Annotated in this window: 9 protein-coding genes and 1 pseudogene; 7 read left to right on the forward strand and 3 right to left on the reverse strand. The window is 71.3% G+C overall.

Annotation, left to right across the window (positions count from 1 at the left end):
- Positions 1-5 precede the first annotated feature (5 nt).
- Positions 6-230: pseudogene (locus ACWD1U_RS22850) on the reverse strand (transposase); the annotation flags it as partial.
- A gap of 820 nt (positions 231-1,050) precedes the next feature.
- On the opposite strand from ACWD1U_RS22850, the gene ACWD1U_RS22855 reads away from it, so the two are divergent.
- Positions 1,051-3,051 (forward strand): RICIN domain-containing protein, encoded by a 2,001-nt coding sequence (locus ACWD1U_RS22855; RefSeq protein ID WP_451110020.1) that lies wholly within the window; start codon positions 1,051-1,053, stop codon positions 3,049-3,051.
- 236 nt (positions 3,052-3,287) lie between these two features.
- Entirely contained in the window at positions 3,288-6,494 is a 3,207-nt protein-coding gene (locus tag ACWD1U_RS22860) for a family 78 glycoside hydrolase catalytic domain (protein WP_451110022.1), read from the forward strand.
- 132 nt (positions 6,495-6,626) lie between these two features.
- Here ACWD1U_RS22860 and ACWD1U_RS22865 read toward each other — a convergent pair whose 3' ends face one another.
- Positions 6,627-7,001, reverse strand: a complete 375-nt coding sequence (locus ACWD1U_RS22865; RefSeq protein ID WP_451110023.1) for a ferredoxin — start codon at positions 6,999-7,001, stop codon at positions 6,627-6,629.
- 149 nt (positions 7,002-7,150) lie between these two features.
- Between ACWD1U_RS22865 and ACWD1U_RS22870 the strand changes: the two genes are divergently transcribed.
- The 5 genes from ACWD1U_RS22870 (at position 7,151) to ACWD1U_RS22890 (ending at position 12,561) form a co-directional block, all read left to right on the forward strand.
- Complete coding sequence (locus ACWD1U_RS22870; RefSeq protein ID WP_451110025.1) at positions 7,151-7,516, forward strand: DUF6479 family protein; 366 nt, start codon at positions 7,151-7,153, stop codon at positions 7,514-7,516.
- Between the two features lie 847 nt (positions 7,517-8,363).
- Positions 8,364-10,037: a purine-cytosine permease family protein gene (locus ACWD1U_RS22875; RefSeq protein ID WP_451110026.1), complete on the forward strand. Its 1,674-nt coding sequence runs from the start codon at positions 8,364-8,366 to the stop codon at positions 10,035-10,037.
- A 199-nt stretch (positions 10,038-10,236) separates the two neighbouring features.
- On the forward strand, positions 10,237-10,692 hold the full coding sequence (locus ACWD1U_RS22880; RefSeq protein ID WP_451110028.1) for a hypothetical protein: 456 nt from the start codon (positions 10,237-10,239) through the stop codon (positions 10,690-10,692).
- Between the two features lie 129 nt (positions 10,693-10,821).
- Positions 10,822-11,307, forward strand: a complete 486-nt coding sequence (locus ACWD1U_RS22885) for a cation:proton antiporter regulatory subunit (RefSeq protein ID WP_451110029.1) — start codon at positions 10,822-10,824, stop codon at positions 11,305-11,307.
- A gap of 6 nt (positions 11,308-11,313) precedes the next feature.
- Entirely contained in the window at positions 11,314-12,561 is a 1,248-nt protein-coding gene (locus tag ACWD1U_RS22890) for a cation:proton antiporter (RefSeq protein WP_451110031.1), read from the forward strand.
- Between the two features lie 132 nt (positions 12,562-12,693).
- Here the strand turns inward: ACWD1U_RS22890 and ACWD1U_RS22895 are convergent, their stop codons facing one another.
- Positions 12,694-13,275, reverse strand: a complete 582-nt coding sequence (locus ACWD1U_RS22895; RefSeq protein WP_451110033.1) for an Rv1733c family protein — start codon at positions 13,273-13,275, stop codon at positions 12,694-12,696.
- Positions 13,276-13,364: the final 89 nt, after the last annotated feature.

Consider the following 13,364-nt stretch of genomic DNA (forward strand, 5'->3'; position numbering starts at 1 on the left):
GGCCCGTATCGCTCCGGCAGGTCACGCCACGAGCGATCGGTACGGATCCTGTGGACCATGCCGTTGACGACCTGCCGGTCCTCCACGCGAGGCCGGCCGGTCGCGGCCCGCGGTACGAGGGGAACGAGCAACTCCCGCTCACGATCAGTGAGTTCATGGCGGCGTCGACCAGGTCCGTCGACTCCCTCCCCACGAGGTTGCCCACCGAGCGCGGCGAGCAGCCGGGGCATACGGGCCTTGACGGTCCGTTCGGCCACCACCGGCGTCGCGGCGCTCTCCGCATTCGAAAGGCCCCGTGCGACCAGCGGCAGAACCTCCCTCTCCCATGGCGTGAGGCCGTTGGGCCGCAGGCGGGTGTTCGGAGCGCGGGAGGGCGGGCGCCGAGCCACGCCCTCGACGAGGCGACGGGTGATGGACGGGGGCGAGCGCGCATCACCTGCGGCGATCACCCGCACCGCCGGTACGAGTTCGGACCGGGGCGTCCTTGAGCATGAAGTCGCCTGCCCCGGCGCGCAAGGCGTAGACGCAGTCGTCGATCTCGAAAGCGGCCGGCATCAGCACCGCGGGGCGGTGGCTGCGGCGGTTTCGCCGTACCACCGCGGTCGGGACGGCGGCCGCCGGGCTCCGCTCTCCCCTCTCGACAGGGACCACCGTCTCGGCCGAACGGGAATCAACAACCGGCCCGCACACGCGGAATCTCGGTTGAACGGCCGACTGAGACACGGAGTTGACAGGAAGGCAGGTGTTCCTCGACCGACGGCCCGTGTCCAACGGTCCGTCACCCAGGGCGCCCTGTCGGCAGTCGGCGACGGCGCGCGGTGCCCCAAGCCGATTGAGACGCACAGGAACCAACGAGAAACGACAGAACCATTGACCCGTAGTTTGCCGCAGCCTACTTTCTGACCGATCTCCGAACGTGGTCCGGCATGTCGGACAGGCATGGCGGTGACCGCGCAGGCGTATGCCGCCAGAGCCCTCTCTCACGACGCCCCGGGCCGGCGTCTTGGCGAGATCACGTTCTTTCCCCCGCCCCTCCCCCTGGAGAGCCGCATGCCCCACACCGCTGCACGACGATGGACAAGACGCATCACCGCCCGGGTCCTCGCCGTCGGGCTCGTCGTCGCCGGTCTTGCGAGCCTCGACCGGCAGGAGCCGTCGGCGCCCCTGGCCGTCGAACCGACCGCCGTCAGCACCAGCCAGATCGATGTCACCCCGCCGCCGATGGGCTGGGCGTCCTGGAACAGCTTCGCCAGCAGCATCGACTCCGACGTCATCAAGCAGCAGGCAGACGCCCTGGTCTCCTCCGGCATGGCCGACGCCGGCTACAAGTACGTCAACCTGGATGACGGCTGGTGGCAGGGCGACCGCGACGCGAACGGCAACATCGTCGTCGACGAGACCCTGTGGCCCGGCGGCATGAAGGCCGTCGCCGACTACATCCACAGCAAGGGACTGAAGGCCGGCATCTACACCGACGCCGGCAAACAGGGCTGCGGCTACTACTACCCCACCACCCGCCCCGCCGCCCCCGACACCGGCATGGAGGGCCACTACCAGCAGGACCTGGAGACCTTCCAGCGCTGGGGCTTCGACTACGTCAAGATCGACTGGTGCGGCGGCCAGAAGGAGGGCCTGGACCCGGAGACGACGTACAAGCAGATCACCGCCGCCAACGAGGCCGCCACCGCCGTCACCGGCCGCAAGCTCGTGCTGTCCTTCTGCGAGTGGGGCACCGGACTGCCGTGGAACTGGGCCACCGGTTACGGCGACCTGTGGCGCACCAGCACCGACGTCATCTTCTGGGGCCAGACCGCCAGCACCGACAAGATGCTCGCCAACTTCGACAAGGGGCTGCACCCCGCGGCCCAGCACACCGGGTACTACAACGACCCCGACATGCTGATGGTCGGAATGAACGGCCTGAGTGCCGCTCAGAACCGGCTGCACATGGGCCTGTGGGCGATCTCCGGCGCCCCGCTGCTGGCCGGCAACAACCTGGCCACGATGAGCACCGCCACCCGCGACATCCTCACCAACTCCGAAGTCATCGCCATCGACCAGGACCCCCGGGGCCTTCAGGGCGTCAAGGTCGCCGAGGACACCCGCAACCGCCAGGTGTACGGCAAGGTCCTCTCAGGCACCGGTAAGCGCGCGGTGCTCCTGCTCAACCGCACCGGCTCCGCCGCGAACATGACCGTCCGCTGGGCCGACCTGGGCCTGACCACCGCCTCCGCGTCCGTCCGCAACGCATGGACGGGCACCAACGCCGGGTCCTACGCGACCAGCTACACCACCAGCGTCCCGGCGAACGACGCCGTGCTGCTGACGGTCTCCGGCACCGAGGCGTCCGGCTCGACGTACGAGGACACCACGACCGCCACCACACCGACCTTCACCGGCGTCACCACCGCCTCCGCCGGCACCAAGCTGGTCGACATCACGTACGCCAACGGCGGCAGCACCGCCCGCAAGGCCACCGTCCAGGTCAACGGGCAGTACAAGTACGTCGTCGCCTTCCCGCCGACCGGCTCGGCGACCACCTACCGGACCGTGTCCGTCCTCGCCCACCTGGGCAAGGGCAACAACACCGTGCGCTTCGCAGCCGTCTCCGGCAGCACCGCCCCCGACGTCGACGCCATCCGGGTCCAGGGCATCCCCGGCACCAACGGCGTCGCCCTCGTCGGCTCCGCCTCGAACCGCTGCGTCGACATCGACAAGAACACCATCACCAACGCCACCCAGGCGCAGATCTGGGACTGCGCCGGTGGGCGCAACCAGACCTTCACCCAGACGTCACGCGGCGAGCTGGTCGTCTACGGCAACAAGTGCCTGGACGCCGACAACAACGGCACCACCGACGGGACCAAGGTCATCATCTGGGACTGCACGGGCGGCACCAACCAGAAGTGGACCGCCAACTCCAACGGGACCATCACCAACAACCTGTCCGGCCTCTGCCTGGACGTGTCGAGCGCGGCGACCGCCAACGGCGGCAAGCTGCTCCTGTGGACCTGCAACGGCCAGAACAACCAGAAGTGGACCCTCGCCTGACCTGACGCCGCCACGGTGTGATGTCACCGTGCCGACCACGAACCCGATCCCGGCACCCGACCCTCCGGTTGCCGGGATCCGTCGTTCCGAAGCCACGGCCGTGGGGAGAACCATCGGTGTTAAATCGTTTCACATTCGCGGTGGGTCCCTTTTCGGCAAAACCATTGACCGGTCCGATGCGGAACCCTAACCTCCGGGCAATCGCATTGAAACCATTCACGAACCGAGGTCGCCCCATGTCCTGGGACCTGTCGCGTCGAAGACTTCTCCAACTCGGTGGCGCCGCGGCCGCCTCGGTCGTGTTGACCGGGCCCCGGGCACTCGCGGCCGAAGGCCCGGGCTTCACCACGCCGCCCGGCAAGCCGCCCGCGCCGACCGGGACGCTGGCCGATCTGCTCCCGCAGGCGCTCGGGACGAGCGCCGGGCAGCACCCCCGGTTCAGCTGGCAGGTGCCCGACTTCGGCGCCGGTACCCTCCAGCGTGCCTACCAGCTGCAACTGGCCACGGCCCCGGACGGTTTCGATGACGAACGGCTCGTCTGGGACTCCGGGAAGCGCAAGTCCGCCGACTCCACCGCCGTGCCGTACGCCGGGCCGCCCCTGCAGCCCCGTACCGCCTACTGGTGGCGGGTCGCCAGCTGGGGCGAGAGACGCTCCGCCTGGTCGGAGCCCGCCCTGCTGGCCACCTCGGTCGAGGACGAGTGGGAGGCCGAGCCCATCTGGGTGCCGGCCGGGCCGGTCATGACCGACGGCACCCTCGCCGCCCGGCTGCGGATCACCGCCGTGGCCGCCGGGCTGTGGTTCCGCGCCGCGAACACCTCCGACAACTACATGTGGCAGCTGCGTGCCGGCACTCCCGGCGTCCTGCGCAAGCACGTCTGCGTGAACGGCACGTACACCGTCCTCGGCGAGGTCCGGCTGCCGTTCGCCGTGGCCACCGGGGAGTGGCTGGACTTCACCGTCACCCTGGCGGGCGCCACCTTCACGACCGCGGTCGACGGCACCACCGTCGACACCACCACCGACAGCCGTTACACCTCCGGCAACATCGGCCTGCGCAACGGCCTCACCGAGTCCCAGGTCTACGACCGGGTCACCTTCACCGCCGCCGACGGGACCGTCCTCCTCGACGACGACTTCGCCTCCGGCAAGGGCACCTTCACCGCCGGCACGGTCTCCGGCGGCACGCTCACCTTGCCCACCGGCGCCTCCTCGCTCTCCTCCTACGGAGCCGACGACACGTGGGCGCTGCTGCGCCATGAGTACGACACGGACGCGGGCAAGGAGACAGCCGCCGCCGTCCTCTACGTCGCGGCCGCCTCGCCCGACACGGCACGGCAGTACGCGGCGAAGGTGTGGAGCAACGGCACGGTGGTCGGGCACGCCTCCGTGCGGTCCGGAACGGGCACGGCGTACCAGGCGTTCGACATCACCTCGACGCTGCGCGACGGCGGCGGCACGAACGCGCTCGCCGCGCTGTGCTGGACCACCTCCGAGCAGAAGTTCCTCGCCCAACTGGAGATCACGTACACCGACGGCAGCCGCACCACCGTCGCCTCGGGGAACCGCTGGAAGGCGCGCCGCCAGGCAGGGCTGCTGCCCGCGAAGGGCAGCGCGGGCAGCAGCTACTTCACCGTTCCGCAGGAGTACTGGGACCTGCGCCGGGAGCCCGTCGCCTGGACCCGGCCCGGCTTCGACGACAGCGGCTGGCACACCCCGGTCGTCCGCACCGCGATCGCCGGACTGGTGCCGGCTGCGATCGAGCCCGTACGGCTCCACGACGTCGTCCCCGCCTCCGTCACCGAGGTCGCCGACGGCCGCTGGCTGGTGGACCTCGGCCGGGAGATCGTCGGCGGGCTGACCCTGGAGGTCACCGGGAGCGCCGGCGACACCGTCGAGGTGCGGCTCGGCGAGGAGCTCAACGGCGACGGCACGGTCAGGTACCAACTGCGCGCAACCAACACCTACCGCGAGGTGTGGACCCTGCGCGACGGCAGCCAGCGCTTCGAGCACTGGGGCTACCGCGGCTTCCGCTGGGCCGAACTGCGCACCGGGCTCGACCTGTCGAAGGCCGTCGTCACCGGGCACGCCTGGCGACTGGACTGGGACGACTCGCACGCCTCCTTCCACAGCTCAGACCCCGCTCTGGGCCGCGTCTGGGAGCTGTGCCGGTACTCCATCGAGGCCACCCGCGGCGACCTCTACACCGACACCCCGACCCGGGAACGCGGCCCCTACGAGGGCGACGCGCTGATCAACCAGCTCTCCGAGTACGGCGTCCAGCGCTCCTACGCCCTGGCCCGCTGGTCGAACGACTACCTGGTCCGCAAGGGCACCTGGCCCACCGAGTACCGGCTGATGTGCGCGCTCTCCGCCTGGGAGGACTACCTCGCCACCGGCGACGACCGGCAGCTCGCCAAGGACTACGACCTGCTCGCCGCGAAGAACCTCACCGCCTACCTGGACTCCCGTGGCCTGGTCCGCAAGCCGCCCGGCAGCAGCAGCCAGGACCTGGGCGACCTCGTCGACTGGCCGGCCGCCAGCCGGGACGGATATGTCTTCACCAACGTCAACACCGTCGTCAACGCCTTCCAGTACGCGGCCTTCGACGCCCTCGCCCACTGCGCCGAGGCGCTCGGCAAGGACGACGACGCGCGAGTCCTGCGCTCACGCGCCGACACACTCGCCAGCGCCATGCGCACCGCCCTGCTCGACAGCGCGGCCGGCCGGTTCCTCGACGGGATCGGCACCACGCACAGCGCCCAGCACGCCACCGCCTTCCCGGTCGCGCTCGGTGTCGCGGACACCCTGGACGACGAGGTGCGGGCCAGGCTCGGGGACACGCTCGCCGCGGGCGGCATGCGGATGAGCGTGTACGGGGCGCAGTTCCTTCTCGACGCCCTCTTCCGCCTCGGCCGCGCCGACGCCGCGCTCGCGCTGCTCACCTCCACGGCCACCAACTCCTGGCTGCACATGCTGGACGCGCTGAAGGCCACCATCGTCACCGAGGCCTGGGATCCCGCGCTGAAGTCCAACATGACGTTCTCCCACGCCTGGGCCTCAGCTCCGGCCAACGCCATCGCCCGGCACGTCCTCGGCGTCCGCGTCACCGCCCCCGGCGCGGCGGAGTTCCTCATCCGCCCCAGGACCGGCGCCCTGACCGACGTGACGGGGAGAGTGCCGTCGGTGCGCGGCCCGGTCGAGGTCGCCGTGCACCACTCGGCCGACGCCCATACGACACGCGTGACGGTGCCACCCAGCTGTCGCGCGGTACTGGAGGTCGAGATCGGCGACGCCGACCCGGCTCAGTACAAGGTGACGGCCACGGCACCCGGCGGACGGCAACGGGTGGAGGTCGGAACGCTCACCGACCTCGCCGGCACGGTGCTGCGGATCGGGCCCGTCGGCTCCGGCACGACGAAGGTCGAACGCGCACGCTCCTGACGACATGGGCCCCGTGAGTCGCGGCCCCGGGGGCCGCCCTTCGCGCGTCCCGCCCGTGCCCGTTCTCATGTCCTGCCATCGAGGTGTCACCTCCGTGTCGGCACCTCGGTGTCGTGACGGGGTGGTGCCGGGTCAGTTCAGCGTGGCGAGGAAGTCCGTGCACGCCCGCGCGCATGCGCGGCAGGCCGCCGCAGAGTCCTCCGCTCCCGCCTGTCCGTCGAAGACCTGGGCGGCCTCGAGACACACGGTCCGGCACCACTCCACCTGTACACGGATCGTGGTCTCGTCCACCTGGTTCTGCTCGGACAGCACACGGCAGGTCGCGTCGCAGACTTCCGCGCACACGATGCCCTTACGTCGTACGAGTTCCTGGTTCTCGGTACCGTCGGGATCCACCAGGCTCGCGCGCAGCGCACACGCCCGCGCGCACTCGGTGCACGCCTGCGCACAGGCGAAGCGGTCCTCCAGGAACCGGAACAGCTCCTGCTGGGATGTCGTCGAAGTCACACCGCGCGGGTAGCCCCGCCGGCTGCCGGTCAAACCGTTGTTCCGTGGGGAGAACCGCTCGAGGACCAGGCTCTGACCGAGGAGGTGAGCCGGGCCCTGACCGAGGAGGCGAGCCGGTTCACGGAGAGGACCAGGGGTACTCGCGTGCCATGAACACCGCATGGATGGAGATGGCCGCGGGCCGTGGCGCCCTCGGTATCGGGCTGGTCGTGGCGGGTGTGGCGGTCGTGGCCCTGCTGCTGGGGGCCTTCGTCCTCGGCTTTCGCAACAAGCGCAGGGAACTGCCCACACCGCGCCCGGAGGAGCAGCCCAGGCTGCCCGAGGGCGGCCCGGTCCGCGAGACGAGCGAGCGCAGGGAGCCCAACGAGATGCCGAGAAGCGAGGAGCGTCTGACGCCGCACGAGCTGAACACGCATGGCAACCAGGGCGACCGGACGAGCGCCTCGCAGGAGCGTCCCCGCTGGAACGAGGGCGGCAGCGGCGGGTTCGGCAGCGGCGGCCCGGGCGCCCGCTGAGCCACAGACCTGGGCGCCGCACCGCGGAACCGCCGGTTCATCCCCCCTCCGGCCGACCGCCCCGGTCCTGGTCACGTCGTACACAAGGAAGTGACCGCACCTGAGAGGGTGCAAGGGCCCGTGCCGGTGCACGGGCCCTCTTTCCTGCCCTGTTCGCCACCGGGCCGGTCCAATCGCGGCCGGACTGCGGGCGGTGCTGCCCTGCTCGGCTCGGGCACGGCATGGCCGGGCCACCCGGGAGCTCCGCACACGGGCCTCGCCGCACGGGCCGGCTACGCCGTCATGCCCCCGCCGGCTCACCGCCGGCCTGCCGTCCCCCGCGGCGGGGCCCTGCCGGCCGACAGCCGCCGCGTCGGTCGCCCCTCTCGCCGTCATCGCCGCGCCGGTCGTTCCCTCGCCGTCACAAGGACGCGCCGCTCGCCCCTTCGCCGTCACAGCCGCGCCGGTCACCCCCTCGCCGTCGTCGCCGCGCTGTCCTGCGCCGCGAGAAACGAGATCCGCCGCCGCTGGCCGCCGCCGCGATCGCCCCGCTGGGCCTGTTCGACTGCCTCGTCCGGGTCGACCACCGCCTGGACGACCTCAGCGGCTGCCCCACACTCCGGAACGGCGCCGACGGGCCCCCAAGCGACTCGGGCGCCCTTCTCCGGCCACGGTGCACGGCACGGCCGCACCGGCCTCCGGCTCGCACGCGAATTACGGACTGTTCGGGTCGGGCGTGCTCCAAACGGCCGCCGGTGGTGAGATGCCTCCGAAACATTCCCTTCACGCAGGAAGTATTTAGGGGTAACGACCACTGCCTACCGTGCCTGCCTTGTCAGTCCCCAAACCCGCAGCAAGGAGGCGTGGCATGAGCACCGAGCCACGACTGGCCGAAGTAGCCGATCCGGAACCCGCGCAGAAGGCAGCACCGGGCACCGACCAGGCAGTCAAGGAGACCCTCGAGGACTACACGCTGCGCTTCGCGCCGCGCAGTTACCGCCGCTGGACCCCGATGGTGGTGGCGACGACCGCGCTCGGCGGCATCGCCTACATGGCCGACTTCTCCATCGGGGCCGGCATCGGTCTGGCCCACGGCACCGGCAACGCGCTGCTGGCGATCGCCGTCGCCGCGGTCGTCATCTTCGTGACCGGTTTCCCGCTCGCCTACTACGGGGCCCGCTACAACATCGACCTGGACCTGATCACCCGCGGTTCCGGCTTCGGCTACTTCGGCTCGGTGCTCACGAGTGTCATCTTCGCCAGCTTCACCTTCATCTTCTTCGCCCTCGAAGGCTCGATCATGGCGCAGGGCCTGAAGCTGGGCCTCGGACTGCCGCTCTGGCTCGGCTACTTGGTGTCCACGCTCATGGTGATCCCGCTGGTCATCTACGGCATGACGGCGCTCAGCAAGCTCCAGGTGTGGACGACGCCGATCTGGCTGCTGCTCATGGTCGGCCCGCTGGTCTATCTGGTCTCCACCGACCCGGGCACCGTCGACCGCTTCCTCGCCTACGCGGGCACCGACGGCGACGGCGGCGTCAACACCGCCTCCGTGCTGCTGGGCGCGGGCGTGTGCCTGTCGCTGATCGCGCAGATCGGGGAGCAGATCGACTACCTGCGCTTCATGCCGCCCAAGACGGAGGCCAACAAGCGCAGTTGGTGGACGGCCGTGGTGATGGCCGGCCCGGGCTGGGTGGTGCTGGGCGCGCTGAAGCAGGCCATCGGCGTGTTCCTCGCGGTGTACATCATCGCCGAGGTAGGAGCCTCCGCCGCGCCCGAGCCGATCCAGCAGTTCAAGGGCGCCTTCGACGCGATGATGCCGTCCTGGCTCGTCGTCCCGCTGGCCGTGGTGCTCGTCGTCATCAGCCAGATCAAAATCAACGTGACGAACGCGTACTCCGGCTCCCTCGCCTGGACCAACTCCTTCACCCGCATCACGAGGCGCTACCCGGGCCGGATGGTCTTCGTCCTGGTCAACCTGGGCTTCGCGCTCGCCCTGATGGAGGCCGACATGTTCAGCTTCCTCAACGGCATCCTGGGCTTCTACTCGAACTGCGCGATCGCCTGGGTGGTCACCGTGGCCACCGACATCGGCATCAACAAGTACGTGCTGAAGCTGTCCCCGCACGCGCCCGAGTTCCGCCGCGGCATGCTCTACGCCGTCAACCCGGTCGGTGTCGTGGCCTTCGTCGCCGCGTCGGGACTGTCCATCGCCATGTACTTCCACGCGCTCGGCGACATGCTCCAGCCGTACTCCCCCGTCGCCGCCGCCGTCATCGCCTTCGTCCTCACCCCGCTGATGGCCGTGGTCACCAAGGGCAGGTACTATCTGCGCCGCACCGACGACGGCATCGTCGAGCCGATGCTGGACGAGGACGGCAACCCCAGCGCCGTCACCTACGAATGCCATGTGTGCCTGCAGCAGTTCGAGCGGCCGGACGTGGCCGCCTGCCGGACGCACGACGCGGTCGTCTGCTCGCTCTGCCTGAGCACCGACAAGGTCGGCGACCACGTCCTGCCGGCCGCGCCGGCCGGCGTCTGACAGCCGGGGGCGGGAGTACGGCGAAGCACTCCCGCCCCGCAGCACCCTCGAACGGCGGCTGCTGAGCACCCCCGGCACCGAAACGGTCTCGAACGCGCTGCGCGGGGACGAGCGCGGGCGCGACTCCGCGGCCGGGCGGCATACTGATCTCTCGCTGCCCAAGTGATCAGGCCGACGGTCGGAGAGGGGATGACGGGACGTGACCACCGAAGGGACGGACGGGCGGGGAACGCCCGACGAGCCGGACGGCGCCCCCTCGCTCCCGGACGAGGTGTGGCTGAGGTTCCTCACGGACAGCGAGTCCGCCATACGCGCCTCCGCCCCGAGGGAGCCCTCCGCCCGGGAGCGGGAGGCGGGACGGCAGCTCCAACCCCCGCACACCGTCGGCGACCTGTGGCATCCGGAGGATCTTTGGGTCCGGGTGGCCTGGCGGGACCTGGACCGCCGTGCCAAGGTCCGGCGCGTGGGACGCGTCGTCGCGACCGCGGCCGCCGTCGCCCTGGCCCTCGGGGCCTGGTCCCAACTGTCCACCGGCGCGGGCACGGGCAGCAGGCCGGGGGAGGGCACGGTGCGGCAGGTGGAGGGCGCGACCGCGCGGCTCTCCACGGCCACTCCCCTCCCGTCCGGCTCCCCCTTCCCGCAGGTACCCCGGTAGCACGCACAGGACGGGTACGGTCCGGCCCGGCCGCCTAGGATGACCTCACAGGCCGGATCTGGGCGCTCGTCCGGGCGGCCCCCGCGGGCGAGTCAACCGAACGCGCACGCCGACCGAAGGGGGACAGCCATGAGTGCGCCGCGCCTCAGCAGTACGCCGTTGCCGGGCATCGGCGTCCGCTACGACCTGACGACGCGGGAGAGCCGCCGGCTGTCGGTGGTCGCCCACCGCGACGGCCACCGCACCATCAGCGCCTACCGCGAGGACGACCCGGACGCCTGCGACCTCTCGGTGCGGCTGACGGCGGACGAGGCGGCCACGCTCATTGATGCGCTGATGCCGGCCCACCACACACCGAACCTGCTGTCCACCACCGACCTGGGACTCGTGGCGGAACGGATCGAACTGCCCGGCTCCTCGCACTGGAACGGGCGGCTGCTGGGCGAGTCCCGGATCCGCACCGACACCGGCGCGTCCGTCGTGGCGGTACTGCGCCGGGCGGACGCGATCCCCTCCCCCACCCCGGACTTCCGGCTGGCCGGCGGCGACACCCTCATCGTCATCGGGACCCGCGAGGGCGTGGAGGCGGCCGCCGCGATTCTCGGGCGGGAGTGACCCGCCATGCACTCCTCCGCTCTCTTCCTGATCGAGTTCGGCTGCCTCATCCTCGGGCTCGGGCTGCTCGGCCGCCTCGCCGGGCGCTTCCGCTTCTCGCCGATCCCGCTCTACCTGCTGGCCGGGCTCGCCTTCGGCGAGGGCGGGCTGTTGCCGCTCGGTGCCAGCGAGGATTTCGTCGCCATCGGCGCCGAGATCGGCGTCATCCTGCTGCTGCTCATGCTGGGCCTGGAGTACACGGCCACCGACCTCGTCTCCAACCTCCGCACCCACTACCCCGCCGGCCTCGTCGACGCCGTCCTCAACGCCCTGCCGGGCGCGGTGCTGGCGCTGCTGCTCGGCTGGGGGCCGGTCGCCGCCGTCGTACTGGCCGGTGTCACCTGGGTGTCGTCCTCCGGCGTCATCGCCAAAGTCCTCGGCGATCTGGGGCGGCTCGGCAACCGCGAGACCCCGGCCATTCTGAGCATCCTGGTCCTCGAAGACCTCTCCATGGCGATCTACCTGCCCATCGTCACGGCCCTGCTGGCCGGCGTGGGTCTGGCCGCGGGGGGCGTCACGCTGGCCATCGCCCTGGGCGTGGCCGGCCTCGTGCTCGTCCTCGCGGTGCGCTTCGGCCGCCACGTCTCCCGCTTCGTCTCCAGCGACGATCCGGAGAAGCTGCTTCTGGTCGTCCTGGGGGTGACGCTCGTCGTCGCCGGGGTGGCCCAGCAGTTGCAGGTGTCCGCGGCGGTGGGTGCCTTCCTGGTGGGCATCGCGCTGTCCGGTGAGGTCGCCGAGGGTGCGACGAGCCTGCTCGCGCCGTTGCGGGACCTGTTCGCCGCGGTGTTCTTCGTCTTCTTCGGCCTGCACACCGACCCGGCCAGCATCCCGCCCGTCCTGCTGCCCGCCCTCGCCCTGGCGGCCGTCACCACCGCGACGAAGATCGCCACGGGCTACTGGGCCGCGCGGCGGGCCGGGGCCGGGCGCAGGGGCCGCTGGCGGGCCGGCGGCACACTGGTCGCCCGCGGCGAGTTCTCCATCGTCATCGCCGGTCTCGCCGTCACGTCCGGTATCGAGCCCGCCCTCGGCCCCCTGGCCACGGCGTACGTTCTCATCATGGTCCTCCTCGGCCCCGTGACCGCCCGCTGGACCGAGCCCCTGGCCATCCGCCTGACCGACCGGCGGGGCCGCGGCCGGCGGACCGGGCGGACGTCAGCCGTCCCGCCCGGGGACCACGAGACGATCGAGGGACAGGACGCGGTGGGGCGGGCGTGATCGCCGGGCCGGCGTGATCGGCGTTCCGGCGGGGACGGGTAGGGACGGCGGCTTGGTGCGCCCGGGCTTCCACGGCGACTCATCGGGGTTGACGCCCGACTCGGACCGGCGCTGACGGCGCCGCCGCCCGGTTCAGCCCGTCTTCCATCCGCGTCGCGTGTCGATGCGCTCCCACTCCGCGTCCCACATCGCCATGCGGCGCCGGTCCAGCGCCAGCCGGGTCAGCCACGCCGTTCCCAGTACCGCGCCGCCCGCGAAGGCCCCTGCCAGTGCGCCGCCCATGGCCGTGTGAAGCCACGCTTCGCCGTTGGACACCGGTGGGGTCGTGATGTCGCCGGTGCGGTCCACCCACAGGGGGATCGTGCTCCCGGCGGGAGCCCGGGGCGGCACGCGTGCCTCTTCCTTGTGGGTCGAGCCGTCCGGCGCGGTCCACCGCACCTTGCCCCACACCCGGTGGTCATTCGCCGCGCGGGCCGGTGAGGGGCCCGGCGCGTCCTCGACGAGCACGGCAGTGACCTGACGGCTCTCCACCCGCTGCCGTTCGACGGCCCGCTCGACCGCGCCGGCCGCCATCAGGCCCACGACCAGCCCGCCCAGCAGGGCGAGCACCCACCCGGCGAGCACGACCCAGGCCTCGACGACGTCGACGCGCCGCTTGAGCGCGTTGTGTCGCCACCGCCACCACCGCACGGTCGTACGTTTCGACGCTTCCATCGGCCGACACCCCCTCGTGAGCACCGGCAGCACCCTTCCAGTGTGCTCCCGACTCCGCCGGACAGCTCTGTCAGGCGACGGGTTTCCGT

Source organism: Streptomyces sp. NPDC002788 (genome assembly GCF_053592115.1).

What these genes read in the sequence shown, in the direction of transcription:
- ACWD1U_RS22855 (WP_451110020.1), top strand. Translation starts at nt 1,051, where the DNA reads ATGCCCCACACCGCTGCACGACGATGGACAAGACGCATCACCGCCCGG.
- ACWD1U_RS22860 (WP_451110022.1), top strand. Translation starts at nt 3,288, where the DNA reads ATGTCCTGGGACCTGTCGCGTCGAAGACTTCTCCAACTCGGTGGCGCC.
- ACWD1U_RS22870 (WP_451110025.1), top strand. Translation starts at nt 7,151, where the DNA reads ATGAACACCGCATGGATGGAGATGGCCGCGGGCCGTGGCGCCCTCGGT.
- ACWD1U_RS22875 (WP_451110026.1), top strand. Translation starts at nt 8,364, where the DNA reads ATGAGCACCGAGCCACGACTGGCCGAAGTAGCCGATCCGGAACCCGCG.
- ACWD1U_RS22885 (WP_451110029.1), top strand. Translation starts at nt 10,822, where the DNA reads ATGAGTGCGCCGCGCCTCAGCAGTACGCCGTTGCCGGGCATCGGCGTC.
- ACWD1U_RS22890 (WP_451110031.1), top strand. Translation starts at nt 11,314, where the DNA reads ATGCACTCCTCCGCTCTCTTCCTGATCGAGTTCGGCTGCCTCATCCTC.
- ACWD1U_RS22895 (WP_451110033.1), bottom strand. Translation starts at nt 13,275, where the DNA reads ATGGAAGCGTCGAAACGTACGACCGTGCGGTGGTGGCGGTGGCGACAC.